Consider the following 19,273-nt stretch of genomic DNA (forward strand, 5'->3'; position numbering starts at 1 on the left):
TCGAAGTTTTGTATCGCACATACAATTTTCGGCTTTTTTTGTTTTAATTAAAAAATATAAAAATGGATCAAATATATCTGGAGTATACTTTTAATGTAAGTCCCATAGACCCCGGTAACGATATTCTAATTGCCGAGTTGGGTTATGCTGGTTTCGAAAGTTTTGTGGAAAATGAAGAAGGACTTATAGCGTACATTCAGAAAGAAGAGTGGCACAAAAACGTTCTAAACGACATCCAGATATTAACCAATGAAAACTTCGATATTTCTTTTGAATACAAGGAAATCGAGCAACAGAATTGGAATGCAGAATGGGAAAAGAATTTTCATCCTATTGAAGTGGACGGCATGTGTACCGTAAGGGCTCCATTTCACGAAGTTCCCAATACCAAATACGATATTATTATAGAACCTAAAATGAGTTTTGGAACGGGACACCACGAAACTACCCATATGATGATTCAGTTTTTGCTGAAAGAAGATCTTAAAGATAAAAAGGTTTTAGATATGGGGTGTGGTACAGGTGTGCTGGCCATTCTAGCAGAAAAAGAGGGAGCCAAGGCCATTGATGCTATTGATATCGACAATTGGTGTTTTGTAAATTCCATTGAAAATACAGAAAGGAACAATTGTAGTAACATTACCGTTTTAGAAGGAGACGCTTCTTTACTGAAAAATAAAAATTACGATGTTATTATCGCCAACATAAATAGAAACATTCTTTTAAACGATATTCCAACTTATATTAAATGTTTAAATGAAGGGGGAACCCTTCTTCTAAGTGGATTTTACAAAGAAGACATTCCTCAGATTCGTGAAAAATGCGAAGAGTTTTCGTTAAAATTTATTGAAAATTTGGAAAAGAACCATTGGGTTGCTGTAAAATTTTTAAATTAGCACAAAATACTGAATATGAGTACAAAAGAAAAAATTTCAGAAGAATTATTACTAGAAGAAGAGGTATTAAAGCAGAATGAAATTGTACTTTATAATGATGAAGTAAATACCTTCGACTATGTTATAGATATGTTAGTAGATACCTGCGATCATACCCCCGAACAGGCCGAACAATGTTCTATAATTGTACATTATAAAGGTAAATGTACTGTAAAAACTGGAGATTACGACGATTTAAAACCACGTTGCTCTAAGTTATTGCAGGCAGGTTTAAGTGCAGAGATAGTATAACCTTTAGTTCTAATGATTTGTATTAATGCCCAATATTTTATAGATAAGGCTAAAACGGAACAAACAGGAAACTAAAATTACAATGGCAAATACCAAAAATATAACTCCTACCAAGCCTTGTAGTATCTGAAAGTAAAATAATACGGCGATGAGAAAAGCAATAACTACTCGTATAAGCCTGTCTTTATTTCCTATGTTTTTCTTCAAAATAAAAGTTTTTTTCAAAAATATATTAAAAACAACAAATCCCTAAAATTTTAGGGATTTGTTGTTTTAAGACAGATTGCTTTTGTACGCTATCTTTAAGAATTCGGACAAGAAAAGTTTGTTTTTGGAAGCTTTGTTTTCTTCAATGCTCCATAGCCCCCTTTTATATCCACTAAATCTTCAAACCCTCGAGCTTTAAGAATAGATGCGGCAATTGCAGAGCGGTAGCCGCCGGCACAGTGTATGTAATACTTTTTATCCTTGTCCAACTCCGCCATATGATCATTAATAAAATCCAATGGAAACGATTTCCCCTTTTCTAAGTGTTCTGATTCATATTCACCCGGTTTACGAACATCTAGAATATGTAAATCTTCTTGATATTGCTTTTCAAAAGTTTCGGCAGTAATCGAAGAAATACTCTCCGTTTCTTTTCCGGCATTTTTCCAAGCCACCAGACCTCCATCCAGATATCCCAATGTGTTATCATAACCAACCCTCGATAATCTTGTAACAGCTTCTTCAGATTTCCCTTCGGGCACTATTAAAAGAATCGGTTGTTTTAAATCTTTAATTAGCGCCCCTACCCAGGGTGCAAAAGATCCGTTAAGACCAATAAAAATGGAGTTCGGTATGTGTTCTTTTAAAAATTCATCCTGCGTCCTTACATCCAACACCAAAGCTCCTTCCCTATTCGCTAAAGTTTCAAATTTCTGGGGAGCCAGCGGGACATCTCCTTTTTCCAAAACTTCTTCAAAGGTTTCGTACCCCTCTTTATTCAACATTGCATTTTTAGAAAAATACTGTGGCGGCGGCATAATACCGTCGAGAACTTCTTTTACAAATTCCTCTTTGGTCATATCCGCACGTAAGGCATAATTTGTTTTCTTTTGATTTCCAAGGGTATCTACCGTCTCCTTACTTAAATTTTTTCCGCAAGCAGAACCAGCACCGTGCGCCGGATATACAATAACATCGTCTGCCAAAGGTATAATTTTATTCCGAAGCGAATCAAACAAAAGTCCGGCTAAATCTTCTTTTGTAATATCCTGTTTAATCGCTAGATCTGGGCGCCCTACATCTCCAAGAAATAACGTATCTCCTGTAAAAATAGCATGATCGTTTCCATTTTCATCCTTTAAAAGATAGGTAGTAGATTCCAGTGTGTGCCCTGGAGTATGTAATGCTGTTATAGTAACCTTACCAATTTTAAAGGATTCTCCATCTTTGGCTTGATAGATATTGTAATTTGTTTTGGCATTTGGACCAAATATTATCGTTGCCCCTGTTTTTTCTGCTAAATCTATATGCCCTGAAACAAAATCAGCATGAAAATGGGTTTCAAAAACATATTTAATTTTTGTATTTCCTTTTTCTGCTCGCTTCAAATATGGAGCAGTCTCCCTCAATGGGTCTATTATTGCTGCCTCGCCGTTAGACTCAATGTAATATGCGCCTTGGGCCAAACATCCTGTATATATTTGTTCTATTTTCATTTTAATAATTTTAGAGATCTTAAAAATCTTAAAGCACCAGCACTTAATAACATCATCGCTATTGATCTTATATCTTCTTCAAAGATACTAAACAACTTTGTTTTGCAATGTAATAAATGTCGTATTGGCTTTAATGGTACAGTTCTTTCAAAAGGATGTAAAAACTCATTACAAGAATTAAATAGCCAAATCCTTTTTTTAGTACTTTGTTGGGAATGTAATTTGACAACAGTCCACCGATTAAAACCCCGATAATGGTTAAAAAAGTAAAAACGGACAGGAATTCCCAATCAATTTGAAGGGTCTGCATATCTCCGGTAAATCCGATTAAGGAATTAAAACTTACGATTACCAAAGATGTTCCCACAGCCTTTTTCATGGGAAGGTTTGCCCAAAGCACCAAAGCAGGAACATATAAAAATCCTCCACCGGCTCCAATAAGCCCTGTTATTACCCCAATGGCCAGGCCTTGAACAAATGTTTTTGGATATGGTTGTTTATAATCCAGCTCTTTCAAGTTCCTTTTTCGTTTCTTAATCATAGATATCGCAGCTAAAAACATTATAAGCGCGAAAAATACCATGATGAACATATTTTTAGTAAATACGAAGTTATTAATCGTAAAAATTTCGTTGGGAATACCCGGAACCAAAAAACGTCGAGAGAGGTATACCGCTATAAAAGAAGGGAATGAAAATGCCAGTCCCGTTTTAAAATCTACATTTCCACTTTTATATTTTTGCAGAGCCCCGAATAAAGAAGAAGTTCCAACAACAAATAGCGAATAAGCCGTTGCCGTAATGGGATTGTATGCCAACATGTAAACCAGCAGAGGAACTGTTAAAATAGAGCCTCCACCTCCCAAAAGACCTATGACAAGTCCAATTATTAAAGCACCAGAAAAACCAAGAATACTTTCCATAAATCAATGGGGTATTTTATCGCTTATAACTCCATATACAAAAGTTCCAAGCATAGCCGCAGCAATTACAATTAACATGGAAAAAACACCTGTTCCCAGTAAAATATACATAGGTCCTGGACATGCACCTGCAAGCGCCCATCCAAGACCAAAAATACTTCCACCCACCAAATACCTTGTAACACTTCTTGCTTTATTAGGTATATTAATAGGTTTTCCTTCTATGCTGTTAAGGTTTTTAGCTTTTACAAACTGCAAAAGTAGAATTCCGGTAAAGACGGCACTTCCAATAATTCCATACATGTGAAAAGAATCGAAGTGAAACATTTCGTAAATACGATACCATGAAACAGCCTCCGATTTTACCAATACGATTCCGAATAAAATTCCAGTAAGAATAAATTTTAAATATTTCATCTATTTAAAGTTCTTTAAAATTTTAAAACAATAATGGTAGTATAAAATGAGTCATCACCAAGCCTCCAATAAAAAAGCCTGTCACAGCAATAAGTGAAGGCACCTGAAGGTTACTTAGGCCTGTAATGGCATGTCCAGAAGTACAACCACCGGCATATCTTGTACCAAACCCAACCAAAAATCCGCCTCCCATCAAGATTAAGAGTCCTTTTAATGAAAGTACCGCTTCCCAACTATAAATTTCCTTAGGTAAAAGGGTTTCACCAATATTACTGAATCCAAAGGTTTCAAGTTTCACCATAGTGGAAGGATTTAATTGAATTGGGGTGTCATTAGAAAGAAAAAAATGAGCAATAAAACCACCTATGATTGCTCCTAAAACCACCAATAAATTCCATTTTTGATCACGCCAATTGAAGTTAAAAAAAGTACTTCTTCTTCCTGCCCCTGCCAGGGTGCAGAAAGTTCTTAAGTTGGAAGACATCCCAAAAGTTTTACCAAAGTAAACCAACAAGAACATAACCAAAGCTATCAAGGGGCCAGAAACATACCAAGGCCAAGGGTCTAAAATCACATCCATTTTGAAAAATTATTTTAAACAAAGATAGAATGGTTGTTGGAAAGACTATGTAATGAATGTTACTTTAATAAAAATTATGATAAAATCTGTTTATAGGGCACACTTTACAGTCTACCTTAAAACATCAGTACTTCGATTTTATTTCTCGATAATTTAATAATTCCTTCATTTTCCAATTTTTTAAGCAATCTGGAAATTACAACTCGAGAAGTATTTAAATTTTCGGCGATTTCTTGGTGTGTGATATTCAAAATAGTGCTACCGCTTACTTTAACCATATCAGTTAAAAGTTTTTCCAAGCGTTCGTCCATTTTTAAAAATGCCAATGTATCGATAGTTTCCAACATTTCGTGAAATCGAATTTGATAGCTATCCAAGATGAAATTTCTCCAACTTCCGTCGGACTCAAACCACTCCGCCATTTTTTCCACAGGTACCATTAATAGGCGTACATCATTCTCGGCAATAGCCCTAATTTTACTTTTGGATTTCTTTTGGCAGCAACTTAAAGACATGGCACATGTATCTCCGGGTTCCAAGAAATAAAGTAACAACTCATTTCCGGTGTTATCTTCGCGAAGCACCTTAATTGTACCCTCTAAAACAAGTGGTACAAATTTTAATTCTTGGTCTAAATCCAAAATTATATCATCTTTAATGTAGTTTTTAACTATCCCTACTTCTTGAAGTTGATTGATGATATAATCACTAAATAAATGATTTAGTTGTTGTTGTATACTGCTTTTCATTATTCAAAAATAAGCTTTTATAAATTTTTTATTTAGCTTGACATATTTAAATAAAAAATATTATATTTGCACCCGCATTGGCGATAGCAAATGTGTTTACGGCCTCGTGGCGCAACTGAATAGCGCATCTGATTACGGCTCAGAAGGTTGCAGGTTTGAATCCTGCCGAGGTCACTAGAAGTATAAAACCACGTCCAAAAGGCGTGGTTTTTTATTTTCATTTGATTGAGTTTTCTATGAAATAAAAAATTTTCCTGCATTACTTTTTAATTACGCTATAAATTCAACTTTTGGCATTCAGCTCCTTCTCTAGATTTGCCTTACGGGACCTTAAAGCCTTCAATTGGCAGTTTTCCTGAAATTTCCATACGAAATGGGCGATCAAACAAGCGGTACAATAAAAAATTAAGAAAGATAGTGCAAGTGAAAAATAATCTATATCGGTTATTTCCAATACTGTTGGCATTAAGAAGCCCCAATCATCCTCAGGTTTATAAAATGGTCCTAGAATAGAAAGAAGTAGTCCCAATCCCAGGACTTTCCAGAAATTTCTTTTAAAAAAACCGGACTGTTTTAAAATGGAACTAATTTTACCATCTATTGCGCTTAGTTCCTTTTCTTTAAAGTAGCTGGACATTAAAATACAAGTTACCTTCTGAGTTAAAAACTACAATTATTTGCAATAAAACCTGTGGTAGGAAATTGATCTCCACAATAAATTTAAAACTATGACCTCTTACAAAGCGTTCACATAACTAATATTTTATACGAGACCAAGTATCAGCATATAAAGGAGCTATTTCATTTAAGGTTTCTTTAAGCTTTACAATATCCACTTTAGGCCCGCCTGAAAAAACATTTGCTATCTCTTCAGATTTTGCATCAAAAAAAGCTTGAAGTACAAAAGAATTGGGACGCACATTGTTCAATCGATCAAACAACTTCATAGATCCAGCAATAGACTCTTTAGCCATAGTTGCGTTGTCTACCAAATTATCCAAACCTAAACGGTGATAGTTATAAAGCGCTAAACGGTATTCCTTAAAAGTATTCGACAAAAGGTTATCTACCAATTCCCAACGTGTTCTATCTCCATCGGCCTGTTGCCATCCGCTGTACCCACTTCCTTGCGCCAAATTAACAATGTTCTGAGCTTGTTTGAAGTAAGGTGTTCCACCTTCTTTTGAAAAAGTATCGGCATCGATCCCTAAAATTATATAGACATAATAGGTAATTACGGATGTTAAATTAGAATCGAAAACATTTGGATTGAAATAAATAGGCGCAAACTCTATATAGTTAAATGTAAAGCGCTTGTCTTGATAATTAAAAACCGGAGATTGATAAGTTGAATTATATACAGGACGGTTGGACTGTACCTGTATAGTGCCGTTAAAAGTACTGTTTTCGTAATTCTTAATGGTAATCATCATACTACACTCAATGCGTTCTGCACTGGTATAATTACGATTCGTCCACTTGGTTTGATTTACGTAATCGTTTAACGACTTTTCTAAGGTTTTAAAAATTTGCTTGTTGGTTTGGTTTACCTGATCGGAGTTTACAATGACGGTACAATTAAGCTCTTGTGCCATCAACGAAAAGTTGGCGACAGAGAGTAAAACAACAAACAAAAGCTTCTTAACCATGTAAACGATTCAGGATTTCATTAAAAATATCAACAGCAACCTCCGTTTTCGATTTTAGTGGAAACGGAATATTAGTAAGTTTCTTATCTATAAAAGTAACTTTATTTGTGGTTTTTCCAAAACCTGCCCCCATATCATTTAAAGAATTTAATACAATTGCATCTAAATTCTTCGCCTTGAGTTTCTTTTTGGCATTATTCAGTTCATCGTTGGTTTCTAATGCAAACCCCACTAAAAACTGCTTGGTTTTTATTTCACCGAGCGATGCAAGAATATCTTTTGTCGGCTCTAAATCGATTTGTAGACTTGCGGTTTTCTTTTTAATTTTTTTGTTTGCGACTTCGGAAGGTCGATAATCTGCAACCGCTGCAGAAAGAATGGCAATATCAACTTGATTGAATACTTGATGGGTGGCGTTGTACATTTCTTCTGCTGAAGTTACCCTTACCAATTTAACGTGACTGTGTTTTAAGTCTAAGTGTGTTGGCCCAGAAATTAGAAATACTTCTGCACCTAAATTAGCAGCCTCTTCTGCTAAAGCATATCCCATTCTACCGCTAGAATGGTTCCCTATAAAGCGCACAGGATCTATGGCTTCGTAGGTGGGGCCCGCGGTAATTAATACACGCTTTCCCTTTAAGGGAAGTTTAGAAAGCATGTCTTTTTTTATAAATGATACTATCTCTTCAGGTTCTGCCATTCTACCCTCTCCTACTAAACCACTGGCCAATTCACCGTGACTAGCTGGAATAATAATGTTTCCAAAAGATTTTAATTGCTCGAAAGTTTGAGTAGTAGATGGATGCTTGTACATATCCAAATCCATCGCAGGAGCAAAATAAACTGGACATTTAGCAGATAGATAAGTTGCAAGGAGAAAATTATCGGAAGCGCCACTGGACATTTTAGAAAGTGTATTGGCCGTAGCCGGCGCTACTATCATTAAATCTGCCCAAAGGCCTAAGTCTACATGATTGTTCCAAACTTCGTTGCCTTCCTCATAGTTGGTAAAAGATGAGAAAACCGGATTTTTAGACAATGTAGAAAGCGTTAAAGGGGTAACAAAGTCTTTTGCACTTTCTGTCATTACCACTTTAACGCTCGCTCCAGCTTTTATGAATTGTCGGACAAGGTAAGCCGACTTATAAGCGGCAATACCACCAGTAATACCAAGTAAAACTTTTTTGCCGCTAAGTATGGACATGCCCTACTATTTTTCGGTGTTTCTATAATAAATCTTATCGTTTAACCACTCTTCTACTGCAATGGCATGCGGTTTTGGTAGTTTTTCGTAAAATTTAGAAACTTCTATTTGCTCTTTGTTTTCGAAAATCTCTTCCAAGCTATCAGTATAAGTAGCAAACTCTTCCAATTTCTCGATCAACTCTTTTTTAATGTCTCCATTAATCTGGTTAGCACGTTTAGAAATAATTGAAATAGCCTCGTAAATATTATTTGTTGGCGCGTCAATTTCATTTCTATCATAAGTTACCGTAGAAACAGGTGCTTCAGAATTTCTTAATTCGCTCATAACTTTTTTATTTGCTGTATTGTTCTAATAATTGTTTAAAATCTGCTAACTCTTTGCTTAGCTCTTCATTGAGTTTCGTCGCCTTTCCTTGGTATTCACCTTCTGGAAATTCCGTTATCAATTTTTTATAGGCCGCCTGCGCATTGTTAATACGTTCTTCTTTTTTAGAGTAGATACTATTAACCGCCAAGTTGTATTTCGCCAAGAAATCATAATATAATGCATCCTCTTTATAAACCGATCCTGGATATTCTTTAAAGAACATTTCAAAAGATTTTATGGACGCATTGTAATCTGATATTCTATTGTATTGCTTTGCTATTTCAAAGGCCTTCTTTTCCAATTTTGCCCTTAACTCCGCTACCATTTCGTTTGCTTGCTCCATATACTCCGACTCTGAATGGGTATTGATGAAAATTTGCAATCTACTAATAGCTTTTTCCGTTTCTGTTTGATCTAAACTATATCTCGGGGAAGTTAAATATTGACTTTTAGCACCTAAGAAAGCTGCCTCCTCTGCCTTATCACTCCGTGGATATGATTTTGAGAAACGCTCGAACTGATAGGCTGCCAAGTAATAATCTTCCATCTCGTAATAAGAGTTGGCATAAAAATAAATAAGACGTTCACCCTGCGGTTTTCCTACATACTGAGGTACAATTTGCTCTAAAAGCCTATTAGCGCGTTTATAGTCTCCTTCATTATAAAGCTTTTCAGCCATTTCATATTTATTCTTTACATCACTATCCTTTAATACTTTTTGATACTCACTACATCCAATGAATAAAAAAACAGAAAGAATTAATATGTATGTATATTTCATATGCATTACGCCGCTAAGCAGGTTTTTATTTTTCAGCTCCAATCAAACTATTTTTGGACTGCACACCAAGTAATTAGGTTGCAGATAATTCATCGGGCAAAATTAGTTAAATATATGTAATTAAAAAAACTATTTTAAAAGGTGAAAATAAAGCTCTTTTGAAACATTCAACCGGCTCCACTCCCTTTTTATTAAAAGTTTAACTTTCCCCTATTCCATACCTCCAATGAAACCAATGATAAATTAGATTTTACAAACCGCTTTTCAACATTTTCTCTACGGAAAGATAAAGAGTATCTAAATTACGGGTTGTACGACTTATTTTGGATTTTGGACTATTCCCAAGAATAGGTCATGAGTACAATTTTTTAGAATTAAAGGAATCATTTCCGTCAAGGATATCATTGTTTGTGTCCAACTTTACAAAACCTGTTGTTTATATTCGTCTTAGCCTCCGAAGAAATCCCTTTTAGACTAATAAATCCATAAAGAGAGTGGCATTTCTAGGTAAACGAAGAAAAATTTAATTCAAGTATAAAAAAAAATACATTATGAAAAATTACAGTTCAGCAATAAAATATGGAAGTCTCACCGGTATCGCCTTAATTATTTACTTTCTGATTTTATCCCTATTTGGACTTCATCAATATCCCATATTGGGTGCCCTGAACATTGCCATTATAGCCACAGCAATGTACTATGGAATGCGGGATTTTAAAGCAAATTTTACGGGCAACTTTCTTTATAGGCATGGCTTCGCCGCGGGGATGATTATCGGGTTCATGGGAACGGTTATTTTTACTATATTTTTCGCTTTATATGTAACCGAACTTAATTCTGATTTTTTAAATTCTTTTATGACGGAATGGAAGTTTGAGTGGTCCAGCAATATGGGTATGTTATTGTTAACTATAATTTTAATGGGTTTTGCCTTATCCGTTGTTCTAACCTTGTCATACATGCAATTATTAAAAAAGAGTTGGAATACTACGGAAGGGGAACGCCACACTTTATCCCATAGTAAGGATAATTAGAATCGTTAATTCACTAGATACTGAGGCAGAAATGAAATTTTTAAGGATATCTTACTAGACTCTTTTAGTAATGTTCGTTAAAATGCATAAAATTGATACTTCCCTTAAATTTCATAATCATTTGTTAAGCCATTCAAAAATTGATTGATTACGGCAAAAATATAGTCATCGAAATTATAATTTTAAGGTCTGAAGGCAAATTGAATTAGAGTTAAATAAATTTGTAAACCTTCCTATAAACAGCATAATATATTAAAGAATTTTAAAAAACTTAAACATGAAAAAGCTAAAATTATTCACTACCATCGTTTTCACTGCCATTACCTTGTTTGCGTTTTCCCAGACGGAAAAAGATCAAAAAATAATGTCTGATGCCGAGAATGCAAAACAATTATTACAAAAGTCAGATAAAGGACTGGAAAAATTTTTCGAAAGTGCTTCGGGTTATGTCATTTTCCCCAATGTGGGAGAAGGAGCTTTTATAGTTGGAGGCGCTTCGGGGAATGGTGTTTTGTATGAAAATGGAGCCCCGGTTGGTATGGCAAGTCTTAAAAAAGTAGATATTGGTTTACAAGCTGGAGGACAAGAGATTGTGGAAATCATTTTTTTCGAAACCGAAGAAGCCCTTAATGAGTTTAAGCAAGAAGAAATCAAATTTTCAGCTGAAGCTTCTGCCATAGCCGTTAAGGAAGGGGCTGCTAAAAATGCCAATTACAACGATGGAATGATCATTTTCACTAAACCCAAAAAAGGATTGATGGCAGATTTATCCATCGGGGGACAAAAATTTAAATACACACCGTTTGATAATAAATAACCAACTTATGTATAATCAAACGGAAGACCGCTTTTTTAGCGGTCTTTTTATTTCTATTTGGTTCGATGCTCTTTGTTAAGTTTTAAAAAATCTAGAGTCCTACAGCTTACTGACTGTTATTTCTTTAATCTACGGAACCTTTTTCAGAATTTATTTTTGCAGAAGCGCTATCGACTGAAGAAGTGTCTACCGGTTTCCCTTTCCATTCCATGGCTCGTTCCATCCCTTCCTGCTTTACCTCCTGAATATCTTCCCTGGCACTGTTTGTAGCCCCAGTTGGTTTTTCAGTTTTGGAATCTCGACAAGATAGAGCCAGAACATAAAATAAAATTATCCCTAACAATTTCGGTGTAATTCTCATCATTTAAAATTTTAAAAATTATTGATTTCAAAATAAGGATGACCTTTTAAACCTTTGAACGGAAATGATAATATCTTGAATGTTTTCAGATTTAAAGCTAAGCATCTCAGTCTTCTACATTTTAATTCATACAAAAATCCGACTTGCATCTAAAGTTTTCTATCTCATCACCGCAGATTCTTCTCTATTTAACCAATTCCATTCAGAATTTGATTATATGAATCCATTCTTGAGGAACTATAAAACTAACTTCATAGCAAAACTTAGTAAGATGGAAGACCATAAGAATAAACCAGAAAAACAAGAGACTAAAAAATCAGCTTCCCTGAAAAAGGTTAGCAGTGAAGGTGAATTTATGACCACCAATCAAGGGGTTAAAGTTAACGATACCAATAATTCCTTAAAAGCTGGTGAGAGAGGCCCCTCACTGTTGGAAGATTTTATTTTACGCGAAAAAATAACCCATTTTGACCACGAGCGAATACCAGAGCGCATTGTTCATGCCAGAGGAAGCGGCGCTCATGGATATTTTGAACTCTATGAAAGTCAAGAAGATATTACCAAAGCAGGGATATTTACCGATACTTCCAGAAAAACCCCGGTATTTGTTAGGTTTTCTACAGTGGCAGGATCCAAAGGTTCAGCAGATCTTGCCAGGGATGTACGTGGATTCGCTGTTAAATTTTATACCGAGGAAGGTATATTCGACCTAGTAGGTAACAATATGCCTATCTTCTTTATTCAAGATGCTATGAAATTTCCAGATTTAATTCATGCTGTAAAGCCGGAACCTGACAGGGAAATTCCGCAGGCTGCATCCGCACATGACACTTTCTATGATTTTGTATCCCATACACCGGAAACCCTTCATAATCAAATCTGGTTGATGAGCGATAGGGCAATTCCGAGAAGTTTTAGAATGATGGAAGGTTTTGGAATCCATACCTTTAGATTTATTAATGCAGATGGCAAATCACATTTCGTAAAATTTCATTGGAAGCCCCTTCTTGGAATCAAATCGATCACATGGGACGAGGCGGTAAAAATACATGGTGCAGATAGCGACTTTCACCGTAGGGATCTATGGGATGCTATTGAAGAAGGAAACTATCCCGAATGGGAGCTAGGGGTACAGGTAATCCCACAGGAAGATGAACATTCATTTGATTTTGACCTACTGGATCCTACAAAATTGATTCCTGAAGAAATGGTGCCCGTAAAAAGAATCGGAAAAATGACGTTGAACAGAAACCCCGATAATTTCTTTGCGGAAACCGAACAAGTAGCATTTCATCCCGGGCATATAGTACCTGGTATCGATTTCACCAATGACCCATTGCTGCAGGGAAGATTGTTTTCCTATACAGACACCCAGCTATCGCGACTTGGAAGCCCAAATTTTCACGAAATTCCCATCAATCGTCCTTTGAATGAAGTCCACAACAATCAGCGCGACGCGCACATGAGAATGACCATCAACAAAGGTAAAACTGCCTATTTTCCCAATTCCATTGGTGGTGGATGTCCGTATTTGGCAAGAATTGCAGAAGGAGGCTTTTCGAGTTACGAAGAGCGAATAGAAGCTTCAAAAGTGCGAGCCAGAAGTGAAAGTTTCAACGATCACTTTTCGCAACCGGCCCTCTTTTATAGAAGTTTAAAAAGTTGGGAAAAAGAACATATAATCGAGGCCTATGCTTTTGAATTAGGGAAATGTACCTACAAGCATATAAAACAACGCATGCTGTGGTTGCTCAATCAAATTGAAGAAAATTTGGCAAATGAGGTGGCTGAAAAATTAGGTTTGGAAATACCTGAAAAAATTGATCAGCCCATCAACCAAGCAATTGGTGCCGATGCCAATGTAGAGAAGCAACAACCCTCCAGGAAACAAAACTATTTAGAAGAGTCCAATGCGCTAAGCCAAACCCATCTTCCATCGGAAGATATCAGCACATTGAAAATTGCAGCTCTGGTAGCAGACGGTTTTGATGGTAAAGGGGTGTCAGAAATGAAAAAGCATTTGGAGGGCAAAAATGCACATCTTGTTTTAATTGCCCCTAACGGTGGTAAAGTAATTTGCGATAAAGACAAAGAACATGAGGTAAATGCTGCACTCCATACCACCGAAAGTGTTTTGTATGATGCCCTATACCTGCCCGGTGGGGATAAATCAGTTGAAACACTGAAAGAAAATGGAAAGGTTATTAAATTTATTAATGAAACTTTAAAACATTGCAAGGCCATTGCTTTGCAAAAAGAGGCCGAACAGTTTTTGGAAACAACTTTCCTTAAGACCTTTAAAGAGGACGAAGCTGTTTTAATGGATCAATCTCCAAATAAATTTTCCGAGGTTCTAGCCCAGCATAGAAATTGGGAACGGGAAGCCAAAACCAAAATGATTCCAGCTTAAGCTTTCGCACTTTTGGGAAATATTGCATAAAAAAACCGAGCCGGGTTAGAATCCGTCTCGGTTTTTTTATAATTAAATAATTATTGAATCCCTAAAAGATTATAAATAGAGTTAATTAAAAAAATGGCAAATCCATTTCTCTAAATATCCCTTCTATAATCCTCGTCACGTCTAAAATTATCTTCCTCATGAATACGCTCCTCCTCTAGAACCGTATACGTTGGCGAACCCAATGATCCCGCCAACAAGGCGGCTGTGGCTCCCAATAGAAACATAAAAAATGAAACCAAACTTACCTTTGCAATAGCTTTTGCCGCTTCATCCGCTGCTTTTTCAGCTTTCTGTTTGGCTTTTTTGTACAATTCTTCTGCCCTCTCTGCTGCCTTATCTAGTTTGCGTTCCCATTTAGTGATGACTCCGTTGATTTCAGCCTCCGTTAAATCTGTATTTTCAGTTAAATAATCCTTTATTTCCTCTTTTTCAAAATAATCTTTGTCCCCTTCTACAGAAATATCCAGATTTCCATTTTTATCCAGATCAAAATTTAAATCATTAAAGAATTCCGAAACCTTTTCTTCCAGATTGAGCTGGCGTAACGATTCTCGTACCTCCGATTTTGAGTTTTGAATTGTTGACCGTGCTTCCTCGGAAGTATTTTCTGGTAAAAGGTTATATCGCTCCCCTGCTTGCATTAATTGCAGTACTTCTTCCTTTACTTCGTTGTAAGTAGTTGTGGTTTCCTTTTTGTTTTGGTTCTGAAGCTTTTTTAAATTGACCACCACCTCTTTTGTATCGCCGCCGCCAAATATTTGGGAGGTGGCACTAGCTACGCCACTGATGGCACTACCAACTGCTGATCCAACAAATATAACCGACACCAACGCATAAACCGTCCAGGCTATAAATCCGTGCAAAGCGCCATCGATGGGAGATGGATATCCAGCCATTCTACCAGCAACCCAACCACCAGCAAATAAGGCTAATAAATTGGAAACAATCCACCAAATCGCGGTTCCAATTCCCAATCCCTCCAACGGTTCACTTTCCTGAAGGGGATCTATACTGGCAAAACCTATGCCTATACCCAATAAATTGAACAGAAACATAATCGCAATAGTAGTAAGTGCACCACTTATTACAGCTCCCCATGAAATACGGTTTATTTTTCTGGTTGTACTAAAAAAATTTGTTATTCTTCTCATTTTGATTTTTTTTAAGTTGAACAAACAACCTACTTATATTTTCAATGTATATTGTTCGTTTTTGAATAAAAAATTAACACAAAAGAAACTCATTATCAATTATTTATAATGCATTAAACCTTATTTTCATTACGCTACTTTTTTATTTAATGCAGTTCAATTTAACCGTATTTACCTCTTAAATTAGAGTTATTAATAACTTAAAATTGTAAAGTGATGGAAAAAAGAAATGAAAGAGAAAATCCTTCTCACGATCGTAAAAACGAAAATCAAGACCGCTCTAAAAACTTAGAGAAAAAATGGAAAAGCATCAAAGGTGAATATCGAGGGGAATATCAGAGTGTCACTGATGAAGATGTTAATTATAATGATGGGGATTTCGAAGGTATGCTAGATAGACTAAGTCGACGAAGAGGTATCTCCAGATCGCAAGTGAAGGATGAAATTGATAACTGGTAGAAAACCATTAAAGATCAATTGGGAAAAAGCAGCTTTACAAGGTAAAGCTGCTTTTTTTTATTTAATTTCACTGGAAATTGATAACTCTATTAACTTTCATGAAATCGATTGATGTACATTCACTACCCATAAATGAAGTGATTCAAAATATAGCGACCGGGCTTCGGTGTGATTTTGTTGAAAACTGCGATGAATATTTAATTGAATTGCCCGAGAATATAGGCAAAGGCTCTATAAGGGGTATTAGCTTTAACGATGGCTTGGGACTCATTATTTACAATTGTAGTTTTTATGAAGATCTGGAGATAAGATTTGTAAAAGATGATGTTCATCCGCTAAAATTCATTTATTGCGTGGATGGAAGTTTAATCCATAGGTTTGCCCATGAAAACATCAATCATGAAATTGAAAAATATCAGCACGTTATTGTAGCCAATAAGGATAATGCCGGACATATTATAAAATTTTATAAGAATGAGCAAACAACGATGACAAGTGTTGAAATCATCCGAAATCAATTCCAAGGAGAAATAAATTGCGAACTTGAAAAAAGTGATAAAAAGTTAATCGAACTCTTCCGTGATCAAACAGGGAAGACACTCTTTTACCATGAAGGCTTTTACAGTTTAAAATTAGCGGATATTTTTAAGGGAATTGAAGAGCATACCGATCAGAAATTAATTCGAAAACTGTTCTTAAAATCTAAAACCTATTCAATTTTAGTTGAGCAGATAATGCTCTACAGAGACGATATTTTAGATGAAAGCAATAGAACTATTTTAAGACGGCAGGAAATAGATCAAATTGAAACGGCCAAAAAAATAATTTATACCGAACTTGAAAACTTACCGAGTATTGAAAATATCGCAAATCGCATAGGTATTCCGGTTGCTAAACTTCAGTTAGGTTTTAAGGATATGTATAATGTCACGGTGAACGAATTTGTTCACAAAACCAGACTGCAGGTAGCTACTATAATGTTGGCAGATAAGGATAAAACGTTGGCCGAGATACAGGACAATATTGGTATAAGTAGTAAAAGCTATTTTTCTAAAATAATACGGGAAGAATATCATATGACCCCCAGTGAGTTTCGAAAACAGAACATGGAAGTCATAAAAAGCAAAAAAAAACCGGGGTAAAACCCCAGTTTTAATTTAGCAAGCAGATGCAAGTTGATAACGTCTTTTTCGGTGCCTATCTTGATATTCCTTTGGACAACAATTGTAGCGCTCCCTAAAAATTTTCGCAAAATAACTTCTACTGTTTAGGCCTATGGAATAAACAATTTCTGAGATATTGCCTTCCTGCTCCCTTAAGAGCTCTTCTGCCCTTTCAATACGTACTTTTTTAACGTAATCATTTACAGTGGTATCAAACAAGTACTTAAAGCCCTCCTGTAGTTTAGAAGGAGCCAGGCCCGTTTCCAACGCTATTTTTCTAATGGTATAATCCTCTGCGGGATGTTTTTTAATTTTTTCAGCCACCTTTTGAATCCTTATCAATTCATATTTCCGTAGTGAATACTCTTGATCTGGCGACTTTAAACTCACGTAATAATCGTATATAAAATGAGCCAATAATAACTGTAGCTGTCCTTTTATATATAAATATTTCGAATATCCTTGAACCTTCGAAGCATTTAAAAGCTTAATTTGTTCTGAAATCTTTACGTTATCTGGTAAAAACATTAAGTTGGATTGGCTCTCTTTAATATTCTGAAATAGGTCCTTAATTTCATCGCATACTACTGGATAATGTTCATCCTCGTAGCCATATTTCTGTCTGTCTATTTCAAATATAAAGAGTCGCAATGGTTTTTCTTTTGGCAAGAGTAAATAGTAATCTTCACCAATTGCGGAATTTATGATAACCGATTGGTGCTGATTCACTCGGTAATCTTGAGCGCCATTTCCACAAATCAAGCCTCCCTCCAAACAATAAATTATGGTAAGCGGGTTTACAAGTGAAGTGTTAAAAGTAATCTTTTGGTCTTCTACCAAATTAAGGTCTAAGGAAATTCCAGATAAACCATTGCTAAATATGGATGCGGATAACTTCCCATTATCGAGCTCAGATTGAAAATTAAAATGACAATCTGCCTCCTCGACCATTTTGCCCCCTCCAAAATAGTCTAGAAACTGCTTTAGCGTGTCTTTCACACCAAAGGGTTGAATTTTACATTTATTCATGATTGATTGCTGTTAATAATTATTAATGGATGTTAGTCCCCTAAAATTACAAACCTTCAATACAATTGGATAACAAAATCCTGGCTACTATTAACACAAATACTTCTATTTACTTAAAATAATAGTATTTTAACTGTAATTTAGCATATTTTAACAAATATATTCCACGAAGACCTTGATTTTGAAAAATTTTGTTTAATGTAAATTTTTATGCTTTTGGCGGTACAACTTTGGGCACGTTTGATATTTTTCTTTAAAAGTTTTAGAAAGGTAGCTCTTACTGGAGATGCCTACTACATCACTAATTTCAGATATACTCAAATCTGTTTCTATCAATAATCGTTGTACCTCATTTAAACGCACATCTTTTTTGAAATCGTTAATTGTGGTCTGTAAAACACCTTTAAAAGATTTCTGTACACGATTTACATTGGTATTTAAATATTCGGCAATTTGTGAAGTTGTCAACTTATGATGTAGATTAGATTTAATAAACTCGACAGCCCGATCTACAAGCTGAATATCCCGGGCGGAAATTTCCTGTAATGCAATTCTTTGTTCTAAATAATCATTAAAAAAATCAAATTCATAGCTTAGTAATTCGTATAATTTCCCTTTAATGTACATAAATTCCAGAGCTTTATCCCCTGGCCAATTAGTAGTTTCCTTAAGTATTTTGTGAATGCTAAGGTTAAAATGTCCTGATGCGATCTTACTATCTTCAACAAATTTCTTACTTATAAATGAGTCAAAAATGTGTTTAAACGGTGGAAGGTCTTTCGCAAACTCTTCAGGAAAACGCTCCCTACTTATTTCTACCATGGCAACATACGCTTCCTGATTTTTATTCAATATTAAATTCACAGTACTATCAGAATTGCAATTAGCGCAGAGCTTCATATACTTTTCAAGTTTTATCTCTTCTGAAGGATCATCGGTTTTTAAATTTAATTCACCATTTAAAAAATAATAAAACCTGAGCACTGAATCAGTATTTGTAAACTTCAATGAAATGTCCTCAAAAAAAGTAGCTTTATAACAAATGTATCGCACTCCATTCCCATAAACAACCATTTTTATGCCACCTTGCCCTTTGTTTTTGGCTATTTCATATTCTTGAATATTTGAATTATCGAAGGTGGTATTATGATTCTTGGTTATAAGATCCTTGCAATGGCTAAGATCGGAATAATCTGACAAATGAATTATCTTCATGAATGGTTATATCTTCGTTTAA

At 35.4% G+C, this 19,273-nt stretch carries 22 protein-coding genes and 1 tRNA gene; 8 read left to right on the top strand and 15 right to left on the bottom strand.

The features are described from left to right. Nucleotides 1-62 precede the first annotated feature (62 nt). Both prmA and HX109_RS15065 read left to right on the top strand, forming a co-directional pair. Nucleotides 63-896, top strand: a complete 834-nt coding sequence (prmA, locus tag HX109_RS15060) for a 50S ribosomal protein L11 methyltransferase (RefSeq protein WP_178953511.1) — start codon at nt 63-65, stop codon at nt 894-896. A gap of 15 nt (nt 897-911) precedes the next feature. After that, complete coding sequence (locus HX109_RS15065; protein WP_178953513.1) at nt 912-1,187, top strand: ATP-dependent Clp protease adaptor ClpS; 276 nt, start codon at nt 912-914, stop codon at nt 1,185-1,187. A 9-nt stretch (nt 1,188-1,196) separates the two neighbouring features. On the opposite strand, the gene HX109_RS15070 is transcribed toward HX109_RS15065, so the two are convergent. From HX109_RS15070 to HX109_RS15095, 6 genes are all read right to left on the bottom strand, one after another. Then, nucleotides 1,197-1,412: a DUF2892 domain-containing protein gene (locus HX109_RS15070; protein ID WP_317170426.1), complete on the bottom strand. Its 216-nt coding sequence runs from the start codon at nt 1,410-1,412 to the stop codon at nt 1,197-1,199. Between the two features lie 77 nt (nt 1,413-1,489). After that, complete coding sequence (locus HX109_RS15075) at nt 1,490-2,890, bottom strand: MBL fold metallo-hydrolase (protein ID WP_178953517.1); 1,401 nt, start codon at nt 2,888-2,890, stop codon at nt 1,490-1,492. A gap of 130 nt (nt 2,891-3,020) precedes the next feature. Further along, nucleotides 3,021-3,812, bottom strand: a complete 792-nt coding sequence (locus tag HX109_RS15080) for a sulfite exporter TauE/SafE family protein (protein WP_178953519.1) — start codon at nt 3,810-3,812, stop codon at nt 3,021-3,023. A 3-nt stretch (nt 3,813-3,815) separates the two neighbouring features. Beyond that, nucleotides 3,816-4,229 carry a DUF6691 family protein gene (locus HX109_RS15085; RefSeq protein ID WP_178953521.1) on the bottom strand — a complete coding sequence of 138 codons (414 nt, stop codon included), beginning with the start codon at nt 4,227-4,229 and terminating at the stop codon, nt 3,816-3,818. Between the two features lie 22 nt (nt 4,230-4,251). Continuing rightward, nucleotides 4,252-4,809 (bottom strand): YeeE/YedE family protein, encoded by a 558-nt coding sequence (locus tag HX109_RS15090; RefSeq protein WP_178953523.1) that lies wholly within the window; start codon nt 4,807-4,809, stop codon nt 4,252-4,254. A 116-nt stretch (nt 4,810-4,925) separates the two neighbouring features. After that, nucleotides 4,926-5,558 (bottom strand): Crp/Fnr family transcriptional regulator, encoded by a 633-nt coding sequence (locus tag HX109_RS15095; RefSeq protein ID WP_178953524.1) that lies wholly within the window; start codon nt 5,556-5,558, stop codon nt 4,926-4,928. Nucleotides 5,559-5,658: 100 nt separating this feature from the next. Here HX109_RS15095 and HX109_RS15100 point away from each other — a divergent pair. Next, nucleotides 5,659-5,732: transfer RNA gene (locus tag HX109_RS15100), tRNA-Arg, on the top strand. Between the two features lie 109 nt (nt 5,733-5,841). On the opposite strand, the gene HX109_RS15105 is transcribed toward HX109_RS15100, so the two are convergent. From HX109_RS15105 to HX109_RS15125, 5 genes are all read right to left on the bottom strand, one after another. Continuing rightward, entirely contained in the window at nt 5,842-6,195 is a 354-nt protein-coding gene (locus HX109_RS15105) for a hypothetical protein (protein ID WP_178953526.1), read from the bottom strand. 118 nt (nt 6,196-6,313) lie between these two features. Next, entirely contained in the window at nt 6,314-7,207 is an 894-nt protein-coding gene (locus HX109_RS15110; RefSeq protein WP_178953528.1) for a DUF4835 family protein, read from the bottom strand. After that, the gene (gene coaBC, locus HX109_RS15115) at nt 7,200-8,411 is read right to left on the bottom strand and encodes a bifunctional phosphopantothenoylcysteine decarboxylase/phosphopantothenate--cysteine ligase CoaBC (protein WP_178953530.1); all 1,212 of its coding nucleotides are present in this window, start codon (nt 8,409-8,411) and stop codon (nt 7,200-7,202) included. The genes HX109_RS15110 and coaBC overlap by 8 nt, the downstream gene beginning before the upstream one ends. Nucleotides 8,412-8,417: 6 nt before the next feature. Then, nucleotides 8,418-8,738, bottom strand: coding sequence for a DNA-directed RNA polymerase subunit omega (locus HX109_RS15120; protein ID WP_178953532.1), 321 nt, complete (start codon nt 8,736-8,738; stop codon nt 8,418-8,420). A gap of 7 nt (nt 8,739-8,745) precedes the next feature. After that, nucleotides 8,746-9,561, bottom strand: a complete 816-nt coding sequence (locus HX109_RS15125) for an outer membrane protein assembly factor BamD (protein WP_178954232.1) — start codon at nt 9,559-9,561, stop codon at nt 8,746-8,748. A 551-nt stretch (nt 9,562-10,112) separates the two neighbouring features. Here HX109_RS15125 and HX109_RS15130 point away from each other — a divergent pair. Next, the gene (locus HX109_RS15130) at nt 10,113-10,595 is read left to right on the top strand and encodes a DUF4199 domain-containing protein (RefSeq protein ID WP_178953534.1); all 483 of its coding nucleotides are present in this window, start codon (nt 10,113-10,115) and stop codon (nt 10,593-10,595) included. A 277-nt stretch (nt 10,596-10,872) separates the two neighbouring features. Continuing rightward, nucleotides 10,873-11,412: a YSC84-related protein gene (locus HX109_RS15135; protein WP_178953536.1), complete on the top strand. Its 540-nt coding sequence runs from the start codon at nt 10,873-10,875 to the stop codon at nt 11,410-11,412. Between the two features lie 124 nt (nt 11,413-11,536). On the opposite strand, the gene HX109_RS15140 is transcribed toward HX109_RS15135, so the two are convergent. Then, on the bottom strand, nt 11,537-11,776 hold the full coding sequence (locus HX109_RS15140; RefSeq protein WP_178953538.1) for a hypothetical protein: 240 nt from the start codon (nt 11,774-11,776) through the stop codon (nt 11,537-11,539). Nucleotides 11,777-12,044: 268 nt separating this feature from the next. Here HX109_RS15140 and HX109_RS15145 point away from each other — a divergent pair, with 268 nt between their 5' ends. Further along, entirely contained in the window at nt 12,045-14,183 is a 2,139-nt protein-coding gene (locus HX109_RS15145; RefSeq protein WP_178953540.1) for a catalase, read from the top strand. Between the two features lie 140 nt (nt 14,184-14,323). Here the strand turns inward: HX109_RS15145 and HX109_RS15150 are convergent, their stop codons facing one another. Beyond that, nucleotides 14,324-15,385: a TIGR04086 family membrane protein gene (locus HX109_RS15150; protein WP_178953542.1), complete on the bottom strand. Its 1,062-nt coding sequence runs from the start codon at nt 15,383-15,385 to the stop codon at nt 14,324-14,326. A gap of 216 nt (nt 15,386-15,601) precedes the next feature. Between HX109_RS15150 and HX109_RS16355 the strand changes: the two genes are divergently transcribed. Next, nucleotides 15,602-15,844, top strand: coding sequence for a general stress protein CsbD (locus tag HX109_RS16355; RefSeq protein WP_255462713.1), 243 nt, complete (start codon nt 15,602-15,604; stop codon nt 15,842-15,844). A 98-nt stretch (nt 15,845-15,942) separates the two neighbouring features. Continuing rightward, nucleotides 15,943-16,986 (top strand): helix-turn-helix transcriptional regulator, encoded by a 1,044-nt coding sequence (locus HX109_RS15160; protein WP_178953544.1) that lies wholly within the window; start codon nt 15,943-15,945, stop codon nt 16,984-16,986. 15 nt (nt 16,987-17,001) lie between these two features. On the opposite strand, the gene HX109_RS15165 is transcribed toward HX109_RS15160, so the two are convergent. Both HX109_RS15165 and HX109_RS15170 read right to left on the bottom strand, forming a co-directional pair. Continuing rightward, on the bottom strand, nt 17,002-18,036 hold the full coding sequence (locus HX109_RS15165; RefSeq protein ID WP_178953545.1) for a helix-turn-helix domain-containing protein: 1,035 nt from the start codon (nt 18,034-18,036) through the stop codon (nt 17,002-17,004). A 195-nt stretch (nt 18,037-18,231) separates the two neighbouring features. Continuing rightward, entirely contained in the window at nt 18,232-19,251 is a 1,020-nt protein-coding gene (locus HX109_RS15170; protein ID WP_178953547.1) for a helix-turn-helix domain-containing protein, read from the bottom strand. Between the last annotated feature and the right edge of the window lie 22 nt (nt 19,252-19,273).

The sequence above is a fragment of the Galbibacter sp. BG1 genome (assembly GCF_013391805.1).
In the GTDB taxonomy this organism is placed as follows: domain Bacteria; phylum Bacteroidota; class Bacteroidia; order Flavobacteriales; family Flavobacteriaceae; genus Galbibacter.